Consider the following 26,675-nt stretch of genomic DNA (forward strand, 5'->3'; position numbering starts at 1 on the left):
TCATAAGAGCTCGGACGGTGTGAAGAATCATGAGAAGAAGCAAAAAAGATCGACAACAATTATTGACTTCTACAATTAAAGAGAATCCATTTATTACAGATGAGGAATTAGCGGAAAAATTTCAAGTTAGTGTACAGACCATTCGTCTGGATCGTTTGGAGCTATCGATACCGGAACTGCGTGAACGAATTAAAAACGTTGCTGAGAAACGGTTTGAAGATGAAGTCCGTTCCTTACCGTTAGAAGAAGTAATTGGGGAAATTATTCATATAGAATTAGACCAGAATGCCATCTCTATTTTTGATGTAAAAAAAGAACATGTGTTCAAGCGCAATAATATTGCACGCGGACATCATGTTTTTGCTCAAGCGAATTCTCTTGCCGTTGCTGTCATTAATGATGAATTGGCCTTAACGGCGAAAGCCAATATTCAATTTATTCGTTCTGTAAATTTAAATGAACGGGTAATTGCCAAAGCAAAGGTAGCTAAAATAGAGGATACAGGGAGAACGTTTGTAGAAGTACATAGTTTTGTCAATAATGAACTGGTTTTTACCGGAGAATTTGAAATGTACCGTTCGAAAAATAATTAAGGGATGAGACATATGAAAATTGCAATCGATGCAATGGGCGGAGATCATGCCCCAAAAGAAATAGTTTTAGGTGCAATGAAGGCTGTTCAGTCCTTTTCTGATATACATATCACCCTTGTTGGGGACGAAAACAAAATCAATGAAACGCTTAATAGTCACGAAAGAATCTCTGTTTTACATACCACGGAGGTAATTCTTGGCACAGATGAGCCAGTAAGAGCAGTTCGCCGAAAAAAAGATGCCTCCATGGTGTTAGCGGCTAAACAGGTAGTTGATGGATTAGCTGATGCATGCATCTCAGCGGGAAATACGGGAGCATTAATGGCGGCGGGATTATTTGTGGTCGGACGAATAGAAGGAATTGACAGGCCGGCCCTAGCGCCGACTTTACCAACCATTGGAGGGGAAGGCTTTCTTCTTCTGGATGTTGGCGCAAATGCCGATGCCAAGCCAGAACATTTAGTACAATATGCGATCATGGGTTCCATTTATAGTGAAAAGGTTAGAGGCATTCATCAGCCAAGAGTCGGGCTTTTAAATATCGGAACGGAAGAAAAAAAAGGTAATGATCTGACAAAAAACACGTTCGCTTTATTGAAAAACAGTAATCTGAATTTTGTTGGTAATGTAGAGGCACGTGATTTACTTGATGGAGTTGCGGACGTTGTGGTGACGGATGGCTTCACAGGTAATATGGTGTTGAAAACACTTGAAGGTACTGCACTATCAATGTTTAAAATGCTAAAAACAGCTTTAATGGGCAGCTTTACAAGTAAACTAGCTGCAGCCGTTCTAAAGCCGAATCTAAAGACTTTAAAAAATACAATGGACTATTCAGAATATGGCGGGGCTGCCCTTTTTGGGTTAAAAGCACCTGTTATTAAGGCACATGGTTCTTCAAACGCCCAAGCTATCTTTAGTGCAATTAGGCAGACAAGGGAAATGGTCGGAAACGATGTGGTCCAATTAATTCAAAAAGCAGTTGAACAGACAGATACTGTTAAATAAGAACGATTGAGGTGTTGAAATGAGTAAAATAGCCTTTGTTTTTCCTGGACAAGGTTCACAAACAGTTGGAATGGGGAAAGAGTTAGCGGAAAAACATCCAGAAATTATGGCGTATTTTTCAAAAGCTGATGAAAGATTGAATGTCCCTTTAAGCAAGCTAATCTTTGAAGGCCCAAAAGAAGAGTTGACGCTGACCTATAATACACAGCCTGCTTTGTTAACAACAAGTATCGCCATCTTAGACTTTTTTCAGCAATCTGGAATCAAGGCTGATTATGTTGCTGGGCACAGCTTAGGAGAGTATACAGCTCTTGTCGCTGCTGGAGTGCTATCTTTTGAAGATGGAGCCTACGCTGTTCGCAAACGGGGCGAGTTTATGGAACATGCAGTGCCAAATGGCGAGGGGTCGATGGCCGCTGTCCTTGGATTAGATCGAGATGCACTGCTAAAAGTAACAGAAGAGGTTAGTGGAACTGGTTTACCCGTTTCATTAGCAAATTTAAATTGTCCTGGCCAGATTGTTATCTCTGGTTCAAGGGAAGGTGTCAAGATCGCCGGAGAGAAAGCGAAAGAAGCAGGAGCAAAACGAGTACTCCCGCTCGAAGTAAGTGGACCATTCCATTCCGCATTAATGAAACCCGCAGCTAATCAATTGCGTGAAGTTCTAGATGGACTTGAAATGAAGGATGCCGAAATTCCTGTAATAGCAAACGTTACCGCCGAACCGATCAGTGCAAGTTTGGAAATAAAAGATAAGTTAATTGAACAACTATACTCTCCAGTATTATGGGAAGATTCCGTTGGAAAAATGATCAGCCTTGGGGTTGATACATTTATCGAAATTGGACCTGGTAAGGTTCTTACAGGCCTAATTAAAAAAATTGATAAGACAGTCAAAACGTATTCTGTATCGGATGAGGCGAGCGCTCAAGCAGTATTGGACGCCTTAAAGGAGGAAAAACTATGATTTTAGCAGGGAAATTTGCTCTTGTTACAGGAGCATCCCGAGGAATCGGCAGAGAAATTGCGCTAGAATTGGCGAGACAAGGTGCGAACGTTGCCGTCAATTATGCTGGCAGTGAAGCAAAAGCAAATGAAGTTGTCGATGAAATTAAGGCCCTTGGCAGAGATGCCTTTACTGTGAAATGTAATGTAGCCAATTCCGAAGAAGTGACTGAAATGGTTAAAACCACAGTAGACCGCTTTGGAAGACTAGACATCCTCGTTAATAATGCAGGAATTACGAGAGATAATCTTTTAATGAGAATGAAAGAAGAGGAATGGGATGATGTCATCAATACCAACCTAAAGGGTGTGTTCCTCTCTACAAAAGCCGTGACCAGACAAATGATGAAGCAGCGTGTAGGCAGGATCATTAATATTGCTTCTGTTGTCGGGGTAAGCGGCAATCCAGGTCAAGCCAACTATGTGGCGGCAAAGGCTGGTGTGATTGGCTTAACGAAAACAACTGCCAAAGAACTGGCATCCCGTAATATTACCGTAAACGCTATTGCGCCTGGGTTTATTACCACTGATATGACAGATCAATTATCGGAAGAAGTAAAGGCAGAAATGTTAAAGCAAATCCCTCTAGCACGTTTAGGAGAACCGAAGGATATCGCTAAAATTACCGCCTTTATCGCATCTGATGATTCCGCTTATATTACTGGGCAAACTTTCCATGTTAATGGCGGAATGGTAATGTAAACAAAAAAAGCCAGAGCTCCTTGACAGGGGCGCTTGTGCTGGACATTTCTTAGAGTAAAAAATTTCTTATAAAAGATTATGTATTATTTTAATGAAATACTCTATAATAGCTTGAGGGGAGGTGAACAAGCATGGCAGAGGTATTAGAACGTGTTACAAAAATCATCGTTGACCGCTTAGGCGTTGATGAATCTCAAGTTAAGCTTGAAGCTTCATTTAAAGATGATCTTGGCGCTGATTCCCTTGACGTAGTTGAACTAGTAATGGAATTAGAAGATGAGTTCGATATGGAAATTTCTGACGATGATGCTGAAAAAATCAGTACAGTTGGTGATGCTGTTAATTACATAAATAGCAGTAAATAATCCCGTTAGATTTATTCGAAAGCTCCGTTTTCAAACGGAGCTTTATTATGTCTAGCGACGGCGCCCATAGGCATGGCGCCTTTGCTTTTCTTAATGTATGATAGAACTTGGCAATACTATCTGCCAAGTTTCTTTGCGTTTTCATAAAAACTTTTTTAAACTCATAGTAAGTAGTTTGTAAATTTGATGCAAGGTGGAGAAATTCATGCGCAAGAATGGTAAAGAAAATGAAGTCAATCGCGCAAAAGAAAATCAATTTAAGGATTTTCAAACTTCAATCGGTGTGACGATTGAAAACGAAAAATTATTAAAACAAGCATTTACTCATTCATCCTATGTGAATGAGCATCGCAGAAAGCCATTCGAAGATAATGAAAGGCTTGAATTTTTAGGAGACGCTGTTCTCGAATTAACGGTTTCACAATTCCTATTTAAAAAATACCCTACGATGACAGAAGGAGAATTAACGAAACTGCGTGCTGCCATCGTGTGTGAACCTTCACTGGTAGCCTTTGCAAATGACCTGGATTTTGGTAAATACATTTTGCTTGGCAAAGGGGAAGAGATGACTGGCGGCAGGGAACGCCCAGCGCTGCTTGCAGACGTGTTTGAAGCCTTCATTGGTGCGTTATATTTGGATCAGGGAATTGAAAAAGTTGTTGAATTTCTAGAGAGAGTGGTCTTTCCTAAAATAAATGCCGGTGCTTTTTCTCATGTGATGGATTTTAAAAGTCAATTGCAGGAACTTGTTCAGCGCGATGGAGCTGGTATGATTGAATATCGTGTTCTTCAGGAAAAAGGGCCTGCCCATAATAAGGAATTTGTTTCGAGAGTATCACTTAATGGAGCAGAACTGGGTGTGGGTTCAGGAAAATCCAAGAAGGAAGCGGAACAGCATGCGGCTGAAATGGCCCTTAAGGTATTAAAAACAAAAACAACCTAGAAATGACATGTTGGCAGGAGTAATCCCCGTGCAGCATAGGGAGGATAAAGAAATGTTTTTAAAACGGTTGGACATTATTGGCTTTAAATCTTTTGCTGAACGCATTGAAGTTGATTTTGTTCCTGGAGTAACGGCTGTAGTGGGTCCCAATGGCAGCGGCAAGAGTAATATTACCGATGCCATTCGCTGGGTATTAGGGGAACAATCAGCAAAGTCATTAAGAGGCAGCAAGATGGAAGATATTATTTTTGCCGGAAGCGATTCTAGAAAGGCCCTTAATTTTGCTGAAGTCACCTTGACATTAGACAATACCGATCAAGGATTAGGGATTGATTTTAATGAAGTTAGTGTGACTAGAAGAGTTTCCCGCTCGGGTGATAGTGACTTTTTCATAAATAAACAGTCATGCCGTCTTAAGGATATTATTGATTTATTTATGGATTCAGGTCTTGGCCGGGAAGCCTTTTCGATCATCAGCCAAGGAAAAGTAGAAGAAATTTTAAATAGCAAGGCAGAGGACCGCCGCACCATTTTTGAAGAGGCTGCGGGAGTCTTAAAATATAAAAACCGTAAGAAAAAGGCAGAAGTGAAACTGTTTGAAACACAGGATAATTTAAATCGTGTCCATGACATCCTCCATGAACTGGAAGGACAGGTGGAGCCGTTAAAAATTCAAGCTTCCATGGCAAGAGATTTTCTAGAGAAAAAAGAAGAGCTTGAAACGATTGAGGTGGCATTAACGGTTTTTGAAATTGAAGACCTTCACCAAAAATGGGAACAACTTTCCAAACAATTAGAGGAGCACCAACAAGAAGAACTTAAGCTTTCATCAGAATTACAGGTCAAGGAAGCAGCGATTGTTGAAATAAGGGACAAAATCGCTGCCATGGATGAGTCCATTACAGATTTACAGAATGTACTCTTACATGCCAGTGAAGAGCTTGAAAAGCTTGAGGGCAGGAAAGAGGTACTCAAAGAACGGAAAAAGAACGCATCGCAAAATAAAGACCAGTTAAGAAGTAATATTACAGAACTAACCGATCGCATTAATCAGTTAAAGAAAAATCGGGATATACAGGCTGAAGCAGTAAAGGATCTAACCATCCAGGTTAAAAAACTGCAATCCGAATTAAAAGAGCGCCAAGAGAAGCTGCCTCTCTATTCGGAGAATACCGAAGAAAAAATTGAAGCCTTAAAAAGTGAATACATTGATTTATTGAACGATCAAGCCGGTGCAAAAAATGAACTAAAATATATCGACCAGCAATTGGAGCAGCAGGCGCGTAGAGGAACACGTCTTGATGCTGAAAATGAAAAATATCTTGAAGAGCGTCAGACCGCGCAAACCAACAAGATGGAAGTTCAAGCTGCCTTAGAAGAGATACAAAAGAAACTAGCTAGTCAATTGGTATCATATCGTGAGGGACAGCGTGAGCTTGAAACCGTTAAAAATAATTACGAGAAACAAGAAAAAACGTTATATCAAGCCTATCAGCTCCTTCAGCAGGCAAAGTCTCGAAAAGAAATGCTTGAAGAGATGGAAGAGGACTTTGCGGGCTTTTTTCAAGGTGTAAAAGAGGTATTAAAGGCTCGTGACCAAAAGTTAAAGGGAATTGAAGGTGCAGTTGCTGAACTTGTAACCGTTCCAAAGAATTATGAAACGGCTTTAGAGACAGCCCTTGGCGGTGCCCTTCAGCATATTGTTGTGGATAACGAGCAGAATGCCAGAACGGCTATTCAATATTTGAAGCAGAATTCATTTGGACGGGCTACATTTTTACCGTTGAGTGTGATTAAAGGGCGGTCGTTATCAGCAGCCCAGCTTTCTTCCATTCAAAACCACCCTTCGTTGATTGGACCGGCTGTCAGTCTCGTAACATTTGATTCAAAGTATGCAGAGGTTATGAATAACCTGCTCGGGAATGTGGTCATAACGAAGGACTTAAAAGGCGCAAATGAATTAGCCAAAATCCTTCAATACCGCGCAAGAATGGTAACGTTGGACGGCGATATCGTTAACCCTGGCGGATCGATGACTGGAGGAGCGCTTAAGCAAAAAACGACTTCCCTGTTATCGAGAAAAGGGGAGCTTGAAAACTTAAAAGAAAAGCTCACCATGATGGAAGAAAAAACTGCAGGCTTGGAGTCGGCTGTTAAAAAGCTAAAAGCAGTGGTGCAACAGGCTGAAAGTCAAGTAGAGGAGATCCGCCAAGATGGGGAGTCCTTAAGAGTAACGGAGCAATCTGTAAAGGGAGAGCTTCGTGAGGCAGAAATGCAGGAGAAGAACCTGAATGATCGATTAGCCCTTTACGACCTTGAAAAAGGGCAATTGATGGAAGAAAGCGAGTCACTGTTAAAAAGAAAAAATGAATTAGCGGGCGCTTTCGAGTCCTATAAGGTAACAATTGCCGAACTAGAGGCCCAAATTGCAAAACTAACAGAACAAAAGACGAGTGATTTGAGCTCAAAAGAAACGTTGACGAACGAAATTAATGAATTGAAGGTTGAATTTGCTTCAAAGAATGAACAGTTTACTCATGCAAAAGAACGCTTAACGATGCTCAATGCTGATTTATACGAGAGTGAGCAAAAGCTTGTCATTTTTACAGAAGACCTTAACCTGTTAACATCGGAAATGACGAATAGCTCCTCAGGTGAAGAACAATTAGAAGCAGCTGCCAAAAGTAAGCAACAGGATAAAGAAGCCACATTACAGTTAATCACCGAACGAAGACAAGAACGGTTATCCATGCAGGACTCCCTCGAAGATACAGAACTAGATGCCAAAGAGTTAAAGAGACTTCACAAAGGGATGATCGTGGTTCTAAAGGATGAAGAAGTGAAGATTAACCGCTTAGATGTGGAACTTGAAAATCGGCTTGCACAGTTAAGAGAGGAATACCTCTTATCCTTTGAGGGTGCGAAGGAACAATATCCATTAACCATTCCGGTAGAAGAAGCAAGGAAAAGGGTCAAATTGATCAAGCTGGCCATTGAAGAGCTTGGCAATGTTAACTTAGGCGCCATTGAAGAATATGAACGCGTGTCTGAACGTTATGAGTTCTTAAATGAACAAAAGACAGACCTGCAGGAAGCTAAAGATACCCTTTATAAGGTGATTGGGGAAATGGATACAGAAATGAAGAGACGTTTCGAACATACCTTTGAGGGGATTCGCGAACATTTCGAACCGACATTTCGGACTTTATTTGGCGGTGGAAGGGCTGACTTAGTTTTAACCATGCCGGATGATTTATTAAATACCGGTGTAGAAATTGTTGCGCAGCCGCCAGGTAAGAAACTTCAGAACCTTGGGCTTTTATCCGGAGGAGAGCGTGCTCTTACGGCAATTGCCTTGTTATTTTCGATTCTAAAAGTACGTCCCGTTCCATTCTGTATCCTTGATGAAGTGGAAGCAGCCCTGGATGAAGCCAATGTTCACCGCTTCAGCCAATATTTAAAAAAGTATAGTCAAGAAACACAATTTATTGTCATTACGCACCGAAAAGGTACGATGGAAGAGGCCGATGTTCTTTACGGAGTAACGATGCAGGAATCGGGTGTTTCAAAACTAGTATCTGTCCGCTTGGAGGATACAAAAGAATTAGTTGAATCTTAATGTGGAGGAAGTGAAGAGATGAGTTTTTTTAAAAAATTAAAAGAAAAAATTTCAAAATCTACAGATTCGGTGACGGAAAAGTTTAAGGACGGGTTAAGCAAAACACGAGATAATTTTTCCGGAAAAGTAAATGATTTAGTCGCGAGGTACCGTAAAGTCGATGAAGACTTTTTTGAAGAATTAGAGGAAATCCTGATTCAGGCGGATGTCGGTTTTGATACCGTCATGCAGTTAATCGATGAGCTTAAAATGGAAGTGAAAAAGCGTAACATTCAAGAACCGCAAGAGGTGCAAAGTGTCATCTCTGAGAAGCTGGTTGACATATATAATGCGGGTGAAGAACAATCTTCAAAAATAAATATTCAAGAGGATGGTTTAACCGTCATTTTATTTGTTGGGGTTAATGGAGTTGGAAAAACAACTACGATTGGAAAGCTAGGTCATAAGTTCAAGAGTGAAGGGAAGAAAGTGTTGATGGCAGCAGGTGATACCTTCCGTGCGGGGGCCATTGAACAGCTAGAAGTATGGGGCGAAAGAGTTGGAGTAGAAGTCATTAAGCAGGCAGAAGGATCTGACCCGGCCGCTGTGATGTATGATGCCATTCAAGCAGCTAAATCACGCCGTGCCGACATTTTATTGTGTGATACAGCAGGCCGTCTGCAAAACAAAGTGAATTTAATGAAAGAATTAGAAAAAGTGAAACGGGTCATTGAACGTGAGATACCTGGCGCCCCGCATGAAGTGATTCTAGTACTGGATGCAACAACCGGTCAAAATGCACTCATCCAGGCAAAGACGTTTAAAGAAGTAACAAATGTTAGTGGAATTGTTCTATCTAAACTAGATGGTACGGCGAAGGGCGGGATTGTTTTAGCCATTCGCAATGAATTAAAAATCCCTGTCAAATTTGTCGGGCTCGGCGAAAAAATGGATGATCTGCAAGAATTTGATGCTGAAAAATATGTATATGGACTATTTGCTGATCAAGTCGAAAAAACAGAATAGGTTGTAAAGGTATTATCTTGACAGATAGGACAGGAGCCTGTAAACTACTTTTGTAAAGGCTTTTCACTTAACAATAGTATCGGGGGGATGACTGGCATGATGCTTGAAAAGACGACGCGAATGAATTATCTATATGATTTCTACTATTCGCTGTTAACTCCAAAGCAACAAAGCTATATGTCTCTCTATTATTTAGATGATTACTCTCTAGGAGAAATTGCTGAAGAGTATGACGTAAGCAGACAAGCTGTTTATGATAATATAAAACGGACTGAAGCAATGCTCGAGGAGTATGAGGAAAAGCTGTTATTATTTCAGAAATTTCAAGAGCGTACAAGATTGATCAGGGACATGAAAGAATTGCTTAATGAGGAGAACCCATCAAAAGCAACATTATTAAAAATGGCTACTGAGCTTGAGAAATTAGATTAGGAGGCGGCATAAATGGCATTTGAAGGATTAGCCGACCGACTGCAAAATACGATCCAAAAAATCCGCGGAAAAGGAAAGGTCTCGGAAGCGGACGTCAAAGAAATGATGCGTGAAGTTCGTCTTGCTCTACTAGAAGCAGACGTTAACTTCAAGGTTGTCAAAGATTTCGTAAAAAAAGTCAGTGAGCGGGCTGTAGGACAAGAGGTCCTCAAAAGTTTAACTCCAGGGCAGCAAATTATAAAAATCGTTAACGAAGAACTAACGGCGTTAATGGGGGGCGAGCAAAGTAAAATTGCTGTATCTAATCGCCCGCCAACGGTTATTATGATGGTTGGACTGCAAGGTGCCGGTAAAACAACGACAACAGGAAAGCTATCGCTGTTACTTCGTAAAAAGTATAACCGGAAACCATTGCTGGTTGCGGCTGATATTTATCGTCCTGCAGCAATTAAGCAGCTCCAAACCTTGGGCAAACAATTGGATATGCCAGTATTCTCGCTTGGTGACCAAGTGAGCCCTGTCGAAATTGCTAAGCAAGCAATTGCCAAAGCAAAGGAAGATCATCATGATTATGTGTTGATTGATACAGCTGGACGTCTCCATGTGGACGAAGCTTTAATGGACGAGTTAAAGGACATTAAAGAACTAACGAAACCAGACGAAATTTTCCTTGTTGTTGATGCAATGACTGGACAGGATGCTGTCAATGTCGCTCAAAGCTTTAACGAACAGCTTGGCTTAACAGGTGTAGTTCTAACGAAGCTTGATGGCGATACCCGTGGCGGAGCAGCCCTATCTATTCGGGCAGTAACCCAGACACCGATTAAATTTGTCGGTCTTGGCGAAAAAATGGATGCACTTGAGCCATTTTACCCTGAACGAATGGCATCGAGAATCTTAGGCATGGGTGATGTGCTGACACTGATTGAAAAGGCACAAGCCAATGTTGATGAAGAGAAAGCCAAAGAGTTAGAACAGAAAATGCGGACGGCTTCGTTTACGCTCGAAGACTTCTTAGATCAACTTGGCCAAGTTCGAAACTTAGGTCCACTCGATGAATTGTTGAAGATGATGCCTGGGGCTAATAAAATCAAAGGTTTGAATAATATTCAAATCGATGAAAAGCAAATTGCCCATGTGGAAGCGATTATCCAATCGATGACAAAAGCCGAGAAAAATAATCCGGAAATTCTAAATGCTAACCGCAAGCGGAGAATTGCCAAAGGAAGCGGACGTCCAGTAACGGAAATTAACCGCTTATTAAAGCAGTTCGAGGACATGAAGAAAATGATGAAACAAATGTCCGGAATGCAGATGAAAGGCAAGAAAAAGGGCGGATTTAAATTTCCTTTTAAGTTTTAAACTATGTTGATTGGAGCGTAAGGCGCTCGACTCCTGCGGGAGTACGGGGCAGGGGGAGACCCCACAGGCGCAAAGCGCCGAGGAGGCTCCCCGGCACGCCCGCGGAAAGCGAGCGACTGGAGCGGAAATCAATAAACTAAGTTTTAGAACTGAAAAAGTTGGTAATAATGGTTGTAAAGAAAAAACACTTTACAAACTATAAAAGAATTGATATTATACTATCTTGTGTGAAACTATTCGGAGGTGCTTATTTAAAATGGCAGTAAAAATTCGTTTAAAGCGTATGGGAGCTAAAAAAACTCCTTTCTATCGTATTGTAGTAGCAGATTCTCGTTCACCACGTGACGGACGTTACATTGAAATCGTTGGAACTTACAATCCAGTTGCAGAACCAGCTAAAGTTGACATCAACGAAGAATTAGCTCTTAAATGGTTAAAAGACGGTGCGAAGCCATCTGATACAGTTCGTAACCTTTTCTCAAACCAAGGCATCATGGAAAAATTCCATAATGCAAAATTAAACAAGTAATTGTTAAAACGATTATGAAACAATTAATCGAAACAATTGTTAAGCCTCTTGTTGATTTTCCTGAAGATGTTCATGTGGATGTCTTGGAAGATGACTCGCGTATTACTTATCAACTATCCGTTAATAAAACGGATATGGGGAAAGTAATTGGGAAACAGGGGCGCGTTGCAAAGGCCATTAGAACTGTTGTTTATGCAGCAGGATCATCACAACAAAAGAAAATTTTTCTAGAAATTGGTGAATAGCTTTTTGCATCTAGATAAAAGGGAGGGATTGTTTCCTCCCTTTTTTGCTACTCGAAAAGTGGAAGCGCCTAGACGCTGAAGCTAGACAATTCTCATAGTTCCTATTAAGAACACAGGGAGGCGGATCTATGTGCAGCTGATTCAAACTGTTGTGGTGAAGCAAGTGTTAACGGAGAAAAGTAAGGAAGACCTTTACGAAAAGTTCCATGGGAAAATGCTGCAGTTGAAAAAGGAATGTGATCAGCTTTTATTCGAGCTAAAGCGATTGGAAAAAACTAAAAGCTTTTCACCGGAGGCACTAAAGAAAAAATTTGAAACAGAAATTCAAACGCGTAAAGAAAAAATCAAGCTTCTTGAGTTTCAAATCGAACAATTACATAACCTACCATTAGGAAGTGAAATACAGGAAAGAGAAGTTCAGGCCCTCGTGGAAGTAAATGTTGGTGATAGATGGAATGAGAGCATCGAGCAATCAACAATCATTATCGAGGACGGAATTATTAAGGAAATTAAATAGAAGGTGACGTAATATGGAAAAATGGTTTAATGTTGGTAAAATCGTCAATACACAAGGGATTAAAGGCGAAGTGAGGGTAATATCTAAAACGGATTTCCCTGAAAAGCGCTACAAAGCCGGTAATGTTCTCTATCTATTTATGCCAAACTCGAAAACACCGATTGAACTAACGGTGAAAAGCCACCGAACACATAAGAATTTCGAGTTACTAACTTTTGAAGGATACAATAATATTAATGAGGTAGAGAAATTTCGAGATGGGATTTTAAAGGTACCTGAAACACAACTCGGGGAATTAGAAGAAGACGAATTCTACTATCATGAAATTATCGGCTGCCTTGTGGCAACTACCAAGGGAGAGGAAATCGGAAAAGTGACCGAAATCCTTTCACCAGGAGCAAATGACGTTTGGGTGGTTAAAGGCAAAGGTGGCAAAGATGTCCTTATCCCGTATATTCATGATGTCGTAAAAAAAGTAGATGTAAAAGAACAAGTCATCATTATCGAACCAATGGAAGGGTTACTTTCATGATGCAAATCGATATTCTGACATTGTTTCCAGAGATGTTTTCTGGGGTCTTTGGTCATTCTATTTTACAAAAAGCGGCTGAGAAATCTGCTGTTCAGTACAATGTTGTAAATTTCCGTGATTTTGCGGATAACAAACACTCCACTGTCGATGATTATCCATATGGCGGCGGTGCCGGCATGGTACTCAAACCGCAGCCGATTTTTGACGCTGTTGCTTCTCTTCGAGAACAAGCAAAAAGTAATAATCCAAGGGTCATCCTGCTTTGCCCGCAAGGAGAGCGTTATGACCAGCGGAAAGCGGAGGAATTGGCTAAAGAAGAGCACTTAATTTTCATTTGCGGTCATTATGAGGGTTATGATGAACGGATCAGAGAACATGTCGTAACGGACGAAATATCGATTGGCGATTATGTCCTGACAGGTGGAGAACTGGGCGCGATGGTGGTCGTCGATAGTGTGGTCCGCTTGCTGCCAGAAGTACTAGGAAACGCGGAATCACATCAGAAGGATTCTTTTAGTACTGGTTTACTTGAACATCCTCACTATACAAGGCCGGCAGATTTTCGAGGGTTAAAGGTTCCAGATGTTCTTATGTCAGGTAATCATAAATTAATCGAAGAATGGCGCAATAAAGAGGCATTACGTCGAACACTAGTAAGAAGACCTGATTTATTAGATAAGATCGAACTAACAAACGAACAAGAAAAATGGCTAAAAGAAGTAAAAAAAGATTACGAGTAATATTGCAGGCTCATTATAATTATGTTATGATACTTCTTGTGACTTGCGAGCTGATCTTTTTCAGAGTGTAGTCTTATAACGATGTTCCGCTGCATGCAACAAGGAAAAAGGATATGCATGAGCATCTGTTGGAAGGAGTTGAAAAAACGATGCATAAATTAATCGAAGAAATCACAAAAGAACAACTTCGTTCTGATCTTCCTGCGTTCCGTCCTGGTGACACTGTACGTGTACACGTTAAAGTTATCGAGGGTACTCGTGAGCGTATTCAGTTATTCGAAGGTGTAGTGATTAAGCGTCGTGGTGGTGGAATTAGCGAAACTTTTACAGTACGTAAAGTTTCTTACGGAGTAGGCGTTGAACGTACTTTCCCAGTACACACACCAAAAATTGCGAAGCTTGAAGTAATTCGCCGCGGTAAAGTTCGCCGTGCTAAGCTTTACTACTTGCGTAACCTTCGCGGTAAAAAAGCTAGAATTAAAGAGATTCGATAATACGAAAAGAAAAGGGCTTGCTTCGAGCAGGCTCTTTTTTTATACATAATCTTTAAATTCATGGTAAATGATATGTATCGAATTGTTTCACTACAGACCGTTTTTTATAATAAATTATTAAAGTTTGGTTAAAAAAATCATCCCATCGTGATAAATAGGTTTAACTTATGTAAAATAGGCTTGTTAAGACATTTTTTAATAGTGATTGGTGGGGACTTGAATGACAAAAAAGAAAAATGAATTGTGGGAATGGACGAAAGCGTTATTGATTGCGGTGGCACTTGCTGCAGTCATTCGATATTTTCTTTTTGCTCCAATCGTAGTGGACGGACTTTCCATGATGCCGACATTAAAAGACCAAGATAGGATGATTGTTAATAAATTCAGCTACGAAATCGGAGCGCCTAAGCGATTCGATATTATCGTTTTTCATGCACCGGAAGGAAAGGACTACATAAAACGTGTTATTGGTCTTCCAGGTGATACACTTGAGTATAAGGATGATATCCTCTATATAAATGGAAAAGCGTATAAAGAGCCATATTTAGATGAATATAAGAAACAAGTAGAAGATGGTCCGCTAACGGGCTCATTCACCCTTGAAGAAAAAATTGGCCGTAAGACAGTGCCAAAAGGTGAATTGTTTGTAATGGGGGATAATCGCCGCTTCAGTAAGGATTCAAGGCATATTGGAACGGTTCCGTTGAGTAAAGTCATCGGGAAAACCAGTGTCGTATACTGGCCTTTAAAGGATGCCCACATTGTAACCGTTAAGGGGCAATAGTTTAAGCTTTAAAAAGGAGGTGGCGCTTTGACGATCCAATGGTTTCCGGGCCATATGGCCAAGGCTCGCAGAGAGGTCACGGAAAAATTAAAGCTGGTTGATATTATTTTTGAATTGGTGGATGCAAGAATTCCCTATTCTTCAAGGAATCCAATGATAGATGAAATTATCCAGCATAAACCAAGACTAGTCTTATTAAATAAGGCGGATATGGCTGATAAAGAAGTTACCAGACAGTGGATTGCGTACTTTGCTGATAAGGGAATTAAAGCTTTGGCAATTAATTCACAAGCAGGCGAAGGAATGAAAAATATTGTCCAGGCCTCTAACGAAATTTTAAAAGAGAAATTTGATCGATTAAAGGCAAGAGGTGTAAAACCACGTGCGATTCGCGCGATGATTGTCGGTATTCCAAATGCAGGTAAATCTACGCTAATCAACCGTCTCGCCAAGAAAAACATTGCAAAAACGGGAAACACTCCGGGTGTAACGAAGGCGCAGCAGTGGATAAAAGTAGGAAAAGAACTGGAGCTGCTCGATACACCAGGAATCTTATGGCCTAAATTTGAGGATCAGGAAGTCGGCATGAAGCTGGCGATCACAGGGGCAATTAAGGATACTTTATTAAATCTGCAGGATCTGACGGTTTACTCGCTGCGATTTTTAGAAAAGACCTATCCAGAACGGTTAAAAGAACGCTACAAGCTCACAGAAATACCTGAGGACGTAGTAGCATTATTTGATCATATTGGCACGCTTAGAGGCTGTTTAATGGGCGGAGGCATGGTCGACTACGATAAAGTAGCTGAATTAGTAATCAGAGAAGTTCGATCAGAGAAATTTGGGCCACTCACTTTCGAAAGCCCAAAAGATATTCCAGAACCCGTGGAAAACAAAAAATAAGCTCTCCCTTGGGAGGGCTTGATTTTTTTAATTTATGGCTGTGTTGATTTTTAGCATGTTGATTGGAGCGGAAGGCGGCGAAGACTCCTCGAAAATGCTATCACATTTCCTTCGTGCGTGGGCGGATTCGAGGATGCAAATTCAAAGTCCTGCGGGAGTACGGGGCAGGGGAGACCCCGCAGGCGCAGGTGCGCCGGGGAGGCTCCCCGGCACGCCCGCGGAAAGCGAAGCCGCCTGCAGTGGAAATCACGATTCATGATTAACGCAGCCTAATTTATAGACAAGGTGACTACATATGAAGAAACTTTCAATTGCGCAAATAGAAGAAAAGCTAGCTGCTATTTTAGTAGAAACCGATTCCTTTATTGTTGAGCTCAAAAACGATGAGCGAAAAGGTGTCCAACAATGCTTGGCCAAATGGAAAAAACAACGGGAGCAAGAAAAACGCCTGCGAGAAAAGTTCTTTGAAATGAATCATTATGAACGAAAGATACGGTCACAAGGCTTTCATCTCATTGCAGGGGTGGATGAGGTGGGCAGGGGACCGCTCGCAGGCCCAGTCGTGACAGCCGCTGTTATTTTACCTGAAGACTTTTTCTTAGCTGGAATTGATGATTCGAAGAAACTGACTGAAAAAAAGCGTCAGGAATTCGCTGCCATTATTAAAAAAGAGGCAATCGCGTACAGCGTTGCGATGATTCATGCCGAAGAAATTGATGAGATTAATATTTATGAAGCCACTAAGAAGGCTATGTATGCAGCAATTGTCTCCCTTGAGCCAAAACCTGATTTTTTACTGATTGATGCAATGAAGCTTGAAACCCCGTATCCAACAGAATCCATTATTAAAGGCGATGCCAAAAGCATCTCGATAGCGGCGGCTTCCATTGTTGCAAAGGTAGCAAGGGATACGTTAATGAAGGAACTGTCGTTAAGCTATCCTGTCTATGGGTTTCAACAAAACATGGGGTATGGGACAAAGGAGCATCTACAAGCGATCCAACAGTACGGCATCACTCCGTACCATCGAAAAAGTTTTGCACCAGTAAAGGACTATATCAACATAATAATTTAAACGAATAACAGGTTACGGCCTGTTTTTTTTATTATCGTGAAAAAAACGAAAAGTAGGGAAAATCCTATGAAATCGGTTTCTTTGACGCGCACTTTTCTGAATATTATAAAGATAATATAATTTTAGTACGAAAAGGTAGACAAGGTTTGTATCATTATATAAAATGAAAACGGAGTCAATTTTTTGAAGAGTTTGATAGGAGGATGGGAAATGAATATCCATGAGTATCAAGGAAAAGAGATCCTCAAGCAATTCGGGGTATCTGTTCCAAACGGAAAAGTGGCATTCACGGTTGAAGAAGCAGTAGAAGCTGCTAAAGAACTAGGCACACAGGTATGTGTAGTTAAAGCGCAAATCCATGCGGGTGGACGGGGAAAAGCCGGTGGAGTAAAAGTTGCGAAAAACCTTGATGAGGTTCGTACATATGCAAATGAAATCCTCGGAAAAACTCTAGTTACACACCAAACTGGTCCTGAGGGTAAAGAAGTAAAACGCCTCCTAATTGAAGAGGGCTGCGACATTAAAAAAGAATACTATGTTGGTTTAGTACTAGACCGTTCCACTTCACGTGTCGTTTTAATGGCATCTGAAGAAGGCGGTACTGAGATTGAAGAAGTAGCAGCAAACACACCGGAGAAAATTTTTAAAGAGGAAATCGACCCAGCAATTGGCCTACAGCCATTCCAGGCACGTCGAATTGCCTTTAATATTAATATTCCAACCGAGTTAGTCAACCAAGCAGTTAAGTTCATGATGGGCTTATATAATGCCTATATTGAAAAAGATTGCTCAATTGCCGAAATTAACCCGTTAGTAGTAACAGGTGACGGCAAGGTTATGGCATTAGATGCTAAATTAAACTTTGATTCGAATGCTCTATATCGCCAAAAAGATGTCATGGCCTATCGTGACCTTGAAGAAGAAGATGCAAAGGAAATCGAAGCATCTAAATACGATTTAAGCTATGTTGCCTTAGATGGAAATATCGGCTGTATGGTTAACGGTGCAGGACTAGCAATGTCCACAATGGATATTATTAAACATTACGGCGGCGATCCGGCCAACTTCCTGGATGTTGGGGGCGGCGCAACTGCTGAGAAAGTTACAGAAGCATTCAAAATTATCCTTTCAGATCCAAATGTAAAAGGTATTTTTGTAAATATCTTTGGTGGAATCATGAAGTGTGACGTCATTGCTGAGGGTGTTGTAGAAGCAGCTAAGCAGGTTGGACTATCTGTTCCGCTTGTTGTTCGTTTAGAAGGAACCAATGTTGACCTAGGTAAGAAGATTCTTGCTGAGTCAAGCGTTGAAATTATTGCTGCTGAATCCATGGCTGACGGTGCACAAAAAATCGTTTCATTAGTCAAATAGGATCTAAAGAAAGGGGAATTCACGTGAGCGTTTTTATTAATAAAGATACAAAGGTTATTGTTCAAGGTATTACAGGCGGAACGGCCCGTTTCCATACAAAGCAAATGCTTGAATACGGTACGAAAATTGTCGGCGGTACATCACCAGGTAAGGCCGGTCAAGAAGTCGAAGGAGTACCTGTTTTTAACACGGTAAGAGATGCGGTTGACGCGACAGGTGCTAACGCTTCTGTTATCTATGTTCCAGCTCCATTTGCAGCTGACTCTATTATTGAAGCAGTTGATGCTGAACTAGATCTTGTTATTTGTATTACCGAGCATATTCCAGTATTAGACATGGTAAAAGTTAAACGTTACATGGAGGGCAAAAAGACTCGTCTAGTTGGCCCAAACTGCCCAGGTGTGATTACAGCTGATGAATGTAAAATTGGGATTATGCCTGGATATATTCATACAAAAGGCCATGTCGGTGTCGTTTCCCGTTCTGGTACATTAACATATGAGGCTGTTCATCAATTAACGCAAGCTGGTTTAGGACAAACGACAGCAGTCGGAATCGGCGGAGACCCAGTAAATGGTACCAACTTCATTGATGTTTTAAAAGCATTTAATGAAGATCCAGAAACCTATGCCGTTATCATGATTGGTGAAATTGGCGGTACGGCAGAAGAAGAAGCTGCTGAATGGGTAAAAGCGAACATGACTAAGCCTGTTGTTGGCTTCATTGGCGGTCGTACAGCACCTCCAGGAAAAAGAATGGGCCATGCAGGTGCGATCATTTCAGGTGGGAAAGGTACAGCTGATGAAAAGATTCGTATCATGAACGAATGCGGTATTAAAGTTGCTGATACCCCTTCTGTTATGGGTGAAACTTTAATTGAAGTATTAAAAGAACAAGGTCTATACGAAAAGTGTAAGACTCATTAAGATGTTAAATGATAGTCCCTCAGATTTTGAGGGACTATTTATGATAAATTAATAAAATGGAGGTTTTTAATTATGGATGAGTTTAAAGAAAAATTTATTCATTTACTGCATTACCCCAATATCTCCTGGAAAACCGTCTTTCAAATGTTGAAAAAAGATCCATCACTCCAGTCAGTTTACCGAGCACCCATTTCAACCATTCCTTCTAACCCAATCTACCCAGCGGTTTCCCACGACTCCTCGTTAACTTCAGTTACTTCCTTTTCTTCTGAAAGTATTCACGAACAAATCCGTCAATACAAAACCAATGACATTAGTGTCATTACGATTTTTGATAAAGAGTATCCTCGTGTCTTAAAAGAAATCTATCAACCACCATGGGCCTTATACGCAAAGGGTGACATTGCCCTATTAGATAAAGAACCGAAACTTGCGGTTGTTGGGTCCCGTCAGGCCACACCATACGGTAAAAAGGCAATCCGGCACATTTTTCCTGACTTGATTCAACAGGATATTCTGATTGTCAGCGGACTGGCAACCGGAATAGATGCCCTAGCCCATGAAGAGACCATTAAACTAGACGGAAAGACCATTGGCGTTATTGCCGGAGGGCTATACCATATCTATCCCAAAGAGAATTTGCCTCTCGCTGTTAAAATGATGCAAACACAGCTAGTCCTCTCGGAATACCCCCCTGATACCAAGCCGCTTAGATGGCATTTTCCGGCACGCAATCGAATTATTAGCGGATTATCCACTGGAACGTTTATTATAGAAGCAAAGCGGAAAAGTGGGTCGCTGATTACCGCTAACTATGCCGTTCATGAAGGAAGAGATGTATTTTCATTACCTGGAAGCATTTTTAATCCCTGCTCTGAAGGGGCGAATGAATTGATCCAGCAAGGTGCAAAACTGGTTATCTGTGCAAAGGACATCTTGGAAGAGTTAAAATATCCCTAAACAGTAGAAAAGAAACTTACCAATAAAAAAGCCTTATTAGCAGGTATTTTTAATTAAATGGAGAAATTACCTAAAAAAGGTTGCAAAAATATCTATTATGTTATACATTTTCCAACAGATGTTAAAATACTAATAAATACATCCATTTTTAAAAAAAATGAATAGAATAAAAAATGTTAAATACTATGATAATTACCATATAGTTTAAAAATTTTGGGATAAGGCAGTTTTGTAAAGTATTTTCTCCAGTTAAATGTGTATAAACTGGAATTTAGGAAAACTTCTCAAATAGTAAGCATCTTAGAATCAGGCTTTTGCCGTATTCAAGGCGCTTTTACACTTTCCCTCTTAAGGAGGATATAGAATGGCAGCAGAATTTCTGGTAATTGTTGAGTCGCCTGCAAAAGCGAAAACAATAGAACGCTATTTAGGAAATAAGTATAAAGTAAAAGCTTCGATGGGACATGTCCGCGATTTGCCGCGCAGTCAAATGGGGGTAAATGTTGAAAATAGTTATGAACCAAAATATATTACCATTCGTGGGAAGGGCCCGGTATTAAAGGATTTAAAAACAGCGGCCAAAAAGGCAAAAAAAGTCTATCTCGCAGCTGACCCGGATCGCGAAGGGGAAGCAATTGCCTGGCATCTAGCTCATAGTTTAGACGTAGATGTCCACTCTGATTGCCGCGTCGTTTTTAATGAAATTACCAAGGATGCGATTAAGGAATCTTTCAAGCACCCACGTCCCATTAATATGGATCTTGTCGATGCCCAGCAGGCCCGAAGGATATTAGACAGACTTGTCGGATACAATATCAGCCCGCTATTTTGGAAAAAGGTGAAAAAAGGGTTAAGTGCCGGTCGAGTTCAATCAGTCGCCGTCCGGTTAATTATCGATCGTGAAAAGGAAATCAAAGATTTCAATCCGGAAGAATATTGGACGATCGAAGGAGAGTTCTTAAAGGGCAAGGACCAGTTTAGCGGAGCTTTTCACTCATTAGCAGGACATGAAAAGAATGAACTAAAGTCTGAAGCGGATGTTCAAGCCGTCTTGAAAGAGATGAAGGGGAATAAGTTCAAGGTCAACTCAGTGAGCAAGAAAGAACGCCGCAGAAATCCTGCACCGCCTTTTATTACTTCCTCCCTTCAACAGGAAGCAGCTAGAAAGTTAAACTTTCGTGCCAAGAAAACGATGATGCTCGCTCAACAGCTGTATGAGGGGATTGAGCTTGGCAAGGAAGGTACTGTTGGTCTTATTACCTATATGAGAACGGACTCCACTCGAATTTCAGAAATAGCTCAAGCAGAGGCGGCAGGCTATATCAAAGCAGAATTCGGTGAAGAGTACTTAAAGAATGACCAAAGAAAAGAAAAAAAACAAACGAATGCTCAGGATGCCCATGAAGCGATCCGCCCGACAAGTACCTTACGCGACCCCAGCAGTTTAAAAGAATATCTCTCTCGTGACCAGCTGAGATTATACAAGTTGATTTGGGAGCGGTTCCTTGCCAGTCAAATGGCACAGGCTGTTATGGATACCATGAGCGTTGATCTGCAAAATGGCAATGTCATCTTTCGGGCAACCGGCTCTAAGATTAAGTTCCCGGGTTTTATGAAGGTCTATGTCGAAGGCACGGATGACCAAGTGGATGGCCCGAATAAAATGCTTCCAGACCTAAAAGAAGGCGATGAGGTGTTTAAGAAGGATATTGAGCCAAAACAACATTTCACACAGCCGCCTCCGCGTTATACAGAAGCAAGACTTGTAAAAACCTTAGAAGAACTGGGAATTGGCCGACCATCAACATATGCACCAACATTGGATACGATTCAAAAGCGTGGCTATGTTGCATTGGATAATAAACGTTTTGTACCAACAGAACTCGGCGAAATTGTTCATGAATTAATGGTCGAGTTTTTTCCAGAGATTCTTGATGTAGAATTCACCGCCAAAATGGAGCAGGGCTTAGATAATGTCGAAGAAGGCAAAGTCAAATGGGTACAGGTTATAGATGAATTTTACCGGGATTTCGAGGTCCATCTAGAAAAAGCAGAAAAAGAAATGCAATCCGTCGAAATTAAAGATGAGCCTGCGGGTGAGGATTGCGAAAACTGTGGCAGTCCAATGGTATACAAAATGGGCCGTTACGGAAAATTCATGGCATGCAGTAATTTCCCTGATTGCCGCAATACAAAGGCGATTGTGAAAGAGATCGGTGTAACGTGTCCAACCTGTAAGGAAGGACAGATCATCGAACGGAAAAGTAAGAAAAAAAGATTGTTTTACGGCTGTACGAATTATCCTTCATGTGAATTTATCTCATGGGATAAGCCGCTTCCGAGACCTTGTCCGAAATGTGAAGGCTTGCTAGTTGAAAAGAAGTTAAAAAAGGGCGTTCAAGTGCAGTGTGTTAATTGTGATTACAAGGAAGAGCCGCAAAGCTAAGAGTGGGGAAAACCCACTCTTTTGTTATTTTTGGTACGTGGTTGAGTCCCATTTTTCCTCAAGTTGTCATGAGGTTAGTAGAAGGTTGGATGGGTGAAAATTGTTCTCATGAAGCGGTTATGAGGACAGAAGAAGGTTGGATGGGGTAAAAATTGTCCTCATGAAGTGGTTATGAGGACAGAAAAAGGTTGGTTGGGGTAAAAGTTGTCCTCATGAAGCAATCATGAGGACAACTGAAGGTTGATAGCCGTAATAATTGTCCTCATATAGCCCCATATCAACAAATGTGCACGATCCCCCTATTTTTCATAATCCAACCGATAAAAAAGTGGCCTCCTATTTTGCTTGTTTGTCTCTCTACTCGATTAAAAAAGTGTTTTAAAATTTTTTTACAAAAACAAAAAACTTTTTTGTTCCTCAATCGTATAGTACAATGCAAGATGGACTTATCATGAGGGCAAGGTATATTTATAGTACTTTTTAATCCAAAATGGTTACTAGTATAAATATTGAAGGAAATTGAGGAGGTACTTATTTGAAAGATGTAACGATCAATGTGATTGGCGCTGGTCTGGCTGGAAGTGAAGCAGCTTGGCAGATCGCTAAACGCGGAGTAAAAGTAAGACTGTATGAAATGCGGCCAGTGAAGCAAACGCCTGCGCACCATACCGATAAATTTGCCGAGTTAGTTTGCAGTAATTCACTCAGGGCTAATACTTTAACGAATGCGGTCGGAGTCTTAAAAGAAGAAATGAGAAAACTTGATTCGGTGATTATCGCCGCCGCTGATGCATGTTCGGTCCCAGCTGGAGGGGCATTGGCAGTAGATCGTCATGAGTTTGCCGCAAAAGTAACAGAGTTGGTGAAAAATCATGAGAATGTAACGGTAATCAATGAAGAAGTGACCGAGATTCCTGAAGGTCCAACCGTTATTGCAACAGGCCCGCTTACGAGTGAAGCTCTATCAGGACAATTAAAGGGTTTGACAGGGGAAGACTATCTGTACTTTTATGATGCTGCAGCGCCAATCCTAGAAAAAGACAGCATTAATATGGACAAGGTTTATTTAAAATCACGCTATGATAAAGGGGAAGCCGCTTATCTGAATTGTCCGATGACAGAAGAAGAATTTAATACCTTCTATGAGGCACTTATCTCAGCTGAGACCGCTCCTACAAAAGAATTTGAAATAGAAGTCTTTTTTGAGGGCTGTATGCCAATCGAAGTAATGGCGTCCAGAGGGAAGAAAACGATGCTATTTGGTCCATTAAAGCCTGTTGGACTAGAAGATCCAAAAACTGGAAAGAGACCGTTTGCGGTGGTCCAACTTCGACAAGATGATGCTGCCGGGACGCTTTTCAATATTGTTGGTTTTCAGACACATTTAAAGTGGGGGGCACAAAAGGAAGTCATCCGCCTGATTCCGGGTCTTGAAAATGCTGAAATCGTCCGCTATGGTGTTATGCACCGAAACACGTTTATTAATTCACCTAAAGTTCTAAAGGCTACCTATCAATTCCGAAATCGGGAGGATTTATTTTTCGCCGGTCAAATGACAGGGGTTGAAGGTTATGTTGAATCTGCTGCCAGCGGCTTAATAGCTGGAATTAACGCGGCTCGGCTAGCAATCGGAGAGGAGACAGTTGAGTTTCCTGCCGACACAGCGATTGGCAGCATGGCACGTTATATTACAACTGCTAATCCTGAAAATTTCCAGCCTATGAATGCAAACTTTGGTCTATTTCCGGAACTGCCAGTGAAAATAAAAGGGAAGCAGGAAAGAAATTTACAACATGCCAATCGAGCGTTAGAAACAATTCAGAACTTTGTGAAAGTTTTGTAAAATTTATTGCAAGGGCTATAGAAGTATGTTACGATTTACTAGCCCTTGTCAGTTTAAATAGTATGTTAATTGTGAATGTTTTATTAAACATATTTAAGGAGTGTTTACAAATTGTAAGCAATTCCGCAAAATAACAATTGAACCATTAATAACTTGTTTTCAGTGACTTTCTTTATTCTCATCAATAAGTGGGATTAGGTACCCAGCTCTTACATATCACTCGACTTTAAACCGAAATTACTCCAAAGGGAGGAAAATTTAATGAATCAATTTCATGCGACTACAATATTTGCAATCCACCATAATGGTGAATGCTCTATGTCCGGTGATGGCCAAGTGACTTTTGGCAATGCAGTTGTGATGAAACACACTGCCAGAAAAGTAAGAAAGATATTTAATGGTAAGGTATTGGCGGGATTCGCTGGTTCTGTTGCAGATGCGTTCACTCTTTTTGAGTTATTTGAAGGTAAGTTAGAGGAATATAACGGCAATCTTCAAAGAGCTGCAGTCGAGCTTGCTAAAGAATGGAGAAATGATAAGATGCTTCGCAAATTGGAAGCGATGTTAATTGTCATGAATCGTGAAAGTTTGCTATTAGTTTCCGGAACCGGTGAAGTGATTGAGCCTGACGATGGGATTCTTGCGATCGGCTCAGGGGGAAATTATGCATTGGCCGCTGGCCGCTCATTAAAGAAATATGCAGGCGAACATTTGTCTGCAAAAGAAATTGCAAAAGCTTCTTTAGAAATAGCTGCGGAAATATGTGTATATACCAACCACAACATTATCGTTGAAGAGCTGTAACGAGAAGGAGACGGAAAAAATGGTAAAAACTACGGATTTAACTCCCCGACAAATTGTTGAGAAACTTGATCAATATATTATTGGACAGAAGGATGCTAAGAAAGCCGTTGCTGTTGCATTAAGGAACCGTTTCAGAAGAGGCCTCTTAAATGATAAGCTTCGTGAAGAAATCATTCCAAAAAACATTTTGATGATCGGTCCTACTGGGGTAGGTAAAACGGAAATTGCCAGACGGATGGCTAAACTTGTTGGTGCTCCGTTTATTAAGGTGGAAGCAACTAAATTCACAGAGGTTGGTTATGTTGGGCGTGATGTAGAATCTATGGTGCGCGATCTTGCGGAAACCTCTGTTCGTTTAGTGAAAGAAGAGCGTATGCAAAGTGTGAAGGAACGAGCTGAAGAGAATGCAAACAGCAGGCTTGTTGATTTACTTGTTCCGTCAGCTAAAAAAACTGCGAACTATAAAAATCCGCTTGAAATGTTATTCGGCGGCGGCAATGCTTCATCCGAACCGGACACACAACAAGAAGATTTTTCTGCACAAGAAAAGCGGAAGATTGTCAAAGAAAAGCTTGCTCTCGGACAATTAGAAGATGAAATTGTAACGGTTGAGGTAGAAGAGCAAACGCCTTCGATGTTCGATATGCTGCAAGGTTCAGGAATTGAACAAATGGGTATGAATATGCAAGATGCCCTAAGTAGTTTTATGCCGAAAAAACGGAAGAAGAGAAAACTAACCGTTCGTGAAGCAAGGAATGTGTTAACAAGTGAAGAAGCTGCAAAGCTGATTGATATGGATGAAGTTTCATCCGAGGCAACCTATCGGGCCGAACAAACAGGTATCATTTTTATAGATGAAATCGATAAAATTGCCAGCAAAAATTCTGGCGGTTCATCGGCCGATGTTTCGCGTGAGGGTGTCCAACGGGATATCCTGCCAGTAGTTGAGGGCTCAACAGTTGTTACAAAATACGGCTCCATTAAAACTGATCATATTTTGTTTATAGCAGCGGGTGCTTTTCATATTGCAAAGCCATCGGATTTAATTCCGGAACTTCAAGGACGTTTTCCAATTCGTGTTGAACTCACTAAGTTAACAGTAGAAGATTTCTTTAGAATTTTAATTGAACCTGATAATGCTTTAATTAAACAATATCAGGCATTATTGGAAACAGAAGGTATACAAATTGAATTTTCTGACGATGCTATTCGTAGAATAGCTGAGGTAGCGTTCGAAGTGAATCAAAATACCGATAATATTGGGGCTAGACGTCTTCATACCATACTGGAAAAGCTGTTAGAGGATTTATCCTTCGAAGCTCCAGACATTACGATGGAGAAAATTACGATCACGCCGCAGTACGTGGATGATAAGCTTGGGGCTATTTCGAAGAATAAAGATTTAAGCCAATTCATTCTTTAGGAATGCTGCTTTTTTTGAATTTTTCAGGAGATGCCATTCTTAAATGATA

26 protein-coding genes are annotated in these 26,675 nt (G+C 40.8%); all 26 read left to right on the forward strand.

The window, feature by feature from the left end:
• Positions 1 to 29 precede the first annotated feature (29 nt).
• The 26 genes from fapR to hslU all read left to right on the forward strand — a co-directional run bounded on the left by fapR (position 30) and on the right by hslU (position 26,626).
• Positions 30 to 593: a transcription factor FapR gene (fapR, locus tag L1999_RS08515; protein ID WP_235743146.1), complete on the forward strand. Its 564-nt coding sequence runs from the start codon at positions 30 to 32 to the stop codon at positions 591 to 593.
• Positions 594 to 605: 12 nt separating this feature from the next.
• Positions 606 to 1,601 carry a phosphate acyltransferase PlsX gene (plsX, locus tag L1999_RS08520; protein WP_235743147.1) on the forward strand — a complete coding sequence of 332 codons (996 nt, stop codon included), beginning with the start codon at positions 606 to 608 and terminating at the stop codon, positions 1,599 to 1,601.
• A gap of 19 nt (positions 1,602 to 1,620) precedes the next feature.
• A complete protein-coding gene (gene fabD, locus L1999_RS08525) occupies positions 1,621 to 2,568 on the forward strand; it encodes an ACP S-malonyltransferase (protein WP_235743148.1) in 948 nt (315 codons plus the stop codon).
• Positions 2,565 to 3,308: a 3-oxoacyl-[acyl-carrier-protein] reductase gene (gene fabG, locus L1999_RS08530; protein WP_235743149.1), complete on the forward strand. Its 744-nt coding sequence runs from the start codon at positions 2,565 to 2,567 to the stop codon at positions 3,306 to 3,308. The genes fabD and fabG overlap by 4 nt, the downstream gene beginning before the upstream one ends.
• A 131-nt stretch (positions 3,309 to 3,439) precedes the next feature.
• Complete coding sequence (gene acpP, locus L1999_RS08535) at positions 3,440 to 3,673, forward strand: acyl carrier protein (protein ID WP_098528750.1); 234 nt, start codon at positions 3,440 to 3,442, stop codon at positions 3,671 to 3,673.
• 205 nt (positions 3,674 to 3,878) lie between these two features.
• The gene (rnc, locus tag L1999_RS08540) at positions 3,879 to 4,616 is read left to right on the forward strand and encodes a ribonuclease III (protein WP_235743150.1); all 738 of its coding nucleotides are present in this window, start codon (positions 3,879 to 3,881) and stop codon (positions 4,614 to 4,616) included.
• A 52-nt stretch (positions 4,617 to 4,668) separates the two neighbouring features.
• Positions 4,669 to 8,235, forward strand: coding sequence for a chromosome segregation protein SMC (smc, locus tag L1999_RS08545; protein WP_235743151.1), 3,567 nt, complete (start codon positions 4,669 to 4,671; stop codon positions 8,233 to 8,235).
• An 18-nt stretch (positions 8,236 to 8,253) separates the two neighbouring features.
• Entirely contained in the window at positions 8,254 to 9,240 is a 987-nt protein-coding gene (gene ftsY, locus L1999_RS08550; protein WP_235743152.1) for a signal recognition particle-docking protein FtsY, read from the forward strand.
• A gap of 99 nt (positions 9,241 to 9,339) precedes the next feature.
• On the forward strand, positions 9,340 to 9,672 hold the full coding sequence (locus L1999_RS08555; protein WP_235744293.1) for a putative DNA-binding protein: 333 nt from the start codon (positions 9,340 to 9,342) through the stop codon (positions 9,670 to 9,672).
• A gap of 12 nt (positions 9,673 to 9,684) precedes the next feature.
• Positions 9,685 to 11,034 carry a signal recognition particle protein gene (gene ffh / locus L1999_RS08560; RefSeq protein ID WP_215040761.1) on the forward strand — a complete coding sequence of 450 codons (1,350 nt, stop codon included), beginning with the start codon at positions 9,685 to 9,687 and terminating at the stop codon, positions 11,032 to 11,034.
• Between the two features lie 256 nt (positions 11,035 to 11,290).
• The gene (rpsP, locus tag L1999_RS08565) at positions 11,291 to 11,563 is read left to right on the forward strand and encodes a 30S ribosomal protein S16 (protein ID WP_215040762.1); all 273 of its coding nucleotides are present in this window, start codon (positions 11,291 to 11,293) and stop codon (positions 11,561 to 11,563) included.
• A 14-nt stretch (positions 11,564 to 11,577) separates the two neighbouring features.
• Complete coding sequence (locus tag L1999_RS08570; RefSeq protein WP_235743153.1) at positions 11,578 to 11,808, forward strand: KH domain-containing protein; 231 nt, start codon at positions 11,578 to 11,580, stop codon at positions 11,806 to 11,808.
• 130 nt (positions 11,809 to 11,938) lie between these two features.
• Positions 11,939 to 12,325, forward strand: coding sequence for a YlqD family protein (locus L1999_RS08575; RefSeq protein ID WP_215040764.1), 387 nt, complete (start codon positions 11,939 to 11,941; stop codon positions 12,323 to 12,325).
• A gap of 13 nt (positions 12,326 to 12,338) precedes the next feature.
• The gene (gene rimM / locus L1999_RS08580; RefSeq protein WP_235743154.1) at positions 12,339 to 12,857 is read left to right on the forward strand and encodes a ribosome maturation factor RimM; all 519 of its coding nucleotides are present in this window, start codon (positions 12,339 to 12,341) and stop codon (positions 12,855 to 12,857) included.
• Positions 12,854 to 13,597, forward strand: a complete 744-nt coding sequence (gene trmD, locus L1999_RS08585) for a tRNA (guanosine(37)-N1)-methyltransferase TrmD (RefSeq protein ID WP_235743155.1) — start codon at positions 12,854 to 12,856, stop codon at positions 13,595 to 13,597. The genes rimM and trmD overlap by 4 nt, the downstream gene beginning before the upstream one ends.
• Positions 13,598 to 13,746: 149 nt before the next feature.
• Positions 13,747 to 14,091, forward strand: coding sequence for a 50S ribosomal protein L19 (gene rplS, locus L1999_RS08590; protein WP_235743156.1), 345 nt, complete (start codon positions 13,747 to 13,749; stop codon positions 14,089 to 14,091).
• 220 nt (positions 14,092 to 14,311) lie between these two features.
• Entirely contained in the window at positions 14,312 to 14,875 is a 564-nt protein-coding gene (lepB, locus tag L1999_RS08595; RefSeq protein ID WP_215040766.1) for a signal peptidase I, read from the forward strand.
• Between the two features lie 27 nt (positions 14,876 to 14,902).
• On the forward strand, positions 14,903 to 15,778 hold the full coding sequence (ylqF, locus tag L1999_RS08600; RefSeq protein WP_235743157.1) for a ribosome biogenesis GTPase YlqF: 876 nt from the start codon (positions 14,903 to 14,905) through the stop codon (positions 15,776 to 15,778).
• Positions 15,779 to 16,073: 295 nt separating this feature from the next.
• The gene (locus tag L1999_RS08605) at positions 16,074 to 16,853 is read left to right on the forward strand and encodes a ribonuclease HII (protein WP_235743158.1); all 780 of its coding nucleotides are present in this window, start codon (positions 16,074 to 16,076) and stop codon (positions 16,851 to 16,853) included.
• 210 nt (positions 16,854 to 17,063) lie between these two features.
• Positions 17,064 to 18,224, forward strand: a complete 1,161-nt coding sequence (gene sucC, locus L1999_RS08610) for an ADP-forming succinate--CoA ligase subunit beta (protein ID WP_235743159.1) — start codon at positions 17,064 to 17,066, stop codon at positions 18,222 to 18,224.
• Between the two features lie 23 nt (positions 18,225 to 18,247).
• Complete coding sequence (gene sucD, locus L1999_RS08615; protein WP_215040770.1) at positions 18,248 to 19,150, forward strand: succinate--CoA ligase subunit alpha; 903 nt, start codon at positions 18,248 to 18,250, stop codon at positions 19,148 to 19,150.
• A 72-nt stretch (positions 19,151 to 19,222) separates the two neighbouring features.
• Positions 19,223 to 20,110, forward strand: a complete 888-nt coding sequence (dprA, locus tag L1999_RS08620) for a DNA-processing protein DprA (RefSeq protein ID WP_235743160.1) — start codon at positions 19,223 to 19,225, stop codon at positions 20,108 to 20,110.
• A 364-nt stretch (positions 20,111 to 20,474) separates the two neighbouring features.
• On the forward strand, positions 20,475 to 22,556 hold the full coding sequence (gene topA, locus L1999_RS08625; RefSeq protein ID WP_235743161.1) for a type I DNA topoisomerase: 2,082 nt from the start codon (positions 20,475 to 20,477) through the stop codon (positions 22,554 to 22,556).
• Between the two features lie 535 nt (positions 22,557 to 23,091).
• Positions 23,092 to 24,399, forward strand: coding sequence for an FADH(2)-oxidizing methylenetetrahydrofolate--tRNA-(uracil(54)-C(5))-methyltransferase TrmFO (gene trmFO / locus L1999_RS08630; protein WP_235743162.1), 1,308 nt, complete (start codon positions 23,092 to 23,094; stop codon positions 24,397 to 24,399).
• 261 nt (positions 24,400 to 24,660) lie between these two features.
• Complete coding sequence (gene hslV, locus L1999_RS08635) at positions 24,661 to 25,203, forward strand: ATP-dependent protease subunit HslV (RefSeq protein WP_101647429.1); 543 nt, start codon at positions 24,661 to 24,663, stop codon at positions 25,201 to 25,203.
• A gap of 19 nt (positions 25,204 to 25,222) precedes the next feature.
• On the forward strand, positions 25,223 to 26,626 hold the full coding sequence (gene hslU / locus L1999_RS08640) for an ATP-dependent protease ATPase subunit HslU (RefSeq protein WP_235743163.1): 1,404 nt from the start codon (positions 25,223 to 25,225) through the stop codon (positions 26,624 to 26,626).
• Positions 26,627 to 26,675 lie beyond the last annotated feature (49 nt).

This window comes from Neobacillus drentensis, assembly GCF_021560175.1.
Taxonomy (GTDB): domain Bacteria; phylum Bacillota; class Bacilli; order Bacillales; family Cytobacillaceae; genus Neobacillus; species Neobacillus drentensis_A.

Bases quoted from the DNA above. Each gene is read 5' to 3' on its own strand.
- plsX (WP_235743147.1), top strand. From the start codon at position 606: ATGAAAATTGCAATCGATGCAATGGGCGGAGATCATGCCCCAAAAGAA.
- rpsP (WP_215040762.1), top strand. From the start codon at position 11,291: ATGGCAGTAAAAATTCGTTTAAAGCGTATGGGAGCTAAAAAAACTCCT.
- hslU (WP_235743163.1), top strand. From the start codon at position 25,223: ATGGTAAAAACTACGGATTTAACTCCCCGACAAATTGTTGAGAAACTT.
- smc (WP_235743151.1), top strand. From the start codon at position 4,669: ATGTTTTTAAAACGGTTGGACATTATTGGCTTTAAATCTTTTGCTGAA.
- hslV (WP_101647429.1), top strand. From the start codon at position 24,661: ATGAATCAATTTCATGCGACTACAATATTTGCAATCCACCATAATGGT.
- sucC (WP_235743159.1), top strand. From the start codon at position 17,064: ATGAATATCCATGAGTATCAAGGAAAAGAGATCCTCAAGCAATTCGGG.
- ffh (WP_215040761.1), top strand. From the start codon at position 9,685: ATGGCATTTGAAGGATTAGCCGACCGACTGCAAAATACGATCCAAAAA.
- rplS (WP_235743156.1), top strand. From the start codon at position 13,747: ATGCATAAATTAATCGAAGAAATCACAAAAGAACAACTTCGTTCTGAT.
- dprA (WP_235743160.1), top strand. From the start codon at position 19,223: ATGGATGAGTTTAAAGAAAAATTTATTCATTTACTGCATTACCCCAAT.
- lepB (WP_215040766.1), top strand. From the start codon at position 14,312: ATGACAAAAAAGAAAAATGAATTGTGGGAATGGACGAAAGCGTTATTG.
- ftsY (WP_235743152.1), top strand. From the start codon at position 8,254: ATGAGTTTTTTTAAAAAATTAAAAGAAAAAATTTCAAAATCTACAGAT.
- L1999_RS08555 (WP_235744293.1), top strand. From the start codon at position 9,340: ATGCTTGAAAAGACGACGCGAATGAATTATCTATATGATTTCTACTAT.
- fabD (WP_235743148.1), top strand. From the start codon at position 1,621: ATGAGTAAAATAGCCTTTGTTTTTCCTGGACAAGGTTCACAAACAGTT.
- acpP (WP_098528750.1), top strand. From the start codon at position 3,440: ATGGCAGAGGTATTAGAACGTGTTACAAAAATCATCGTTGACCGCTTA.
- L1999_RS08605 (WP_235743158.1), top strand. From the start codon at position 16,074: ATGAAGAAACTTTCAATTGCGCAAATAGAAGAAAAGCTAGCTGCTATT.
- topA (WP_235743161.1), top strand. From the start codon at position 20,475: ATGGCAGCAGAATTTCTGGTAATTGTTGAGTCGCCTGCAAAAGCGAAA.
- fapR (WP_235743146.1), top strand. From the start codon at position 30: ATGAGAAGAAGCAAAAAAGATCGACAACAATTATTGACTTCTACAATT.
- rnc (WP_235743150.1), top strand. From the start codon at position 3,879: ATGCGCAAGAATGGTAAAGAAAATGAAGTCAATCGCGCAAAAGAAAAT.
- rimM (WP_235743154.1), top strand. From the start codon at position 12,339: ATGGAAAAATGGTTTAATGTTGGTAAAATCGTCAATACACAAGGGATT.
- L1999_RS08570 (WP_235743153.1), top strand. From the start codon at position 11,578: ATGAAACAATTAATCGAAACAATTGTTAAGCCTCTTGTTGATTTTCCT.
- trmD (WP_235743155.1), top strand. From the start codon at position 12,854: ATGATGCAAATCGATATTCTGACATTGTTTCCAGAGATGTTTTCTGGG.
- fabG (WP_235743149.1), top strand. From the start codon at position 2,565: ATGATTTTAGCAGGGAAATTTGCTCTTGTTACAGGAGCATCCCGAGGA.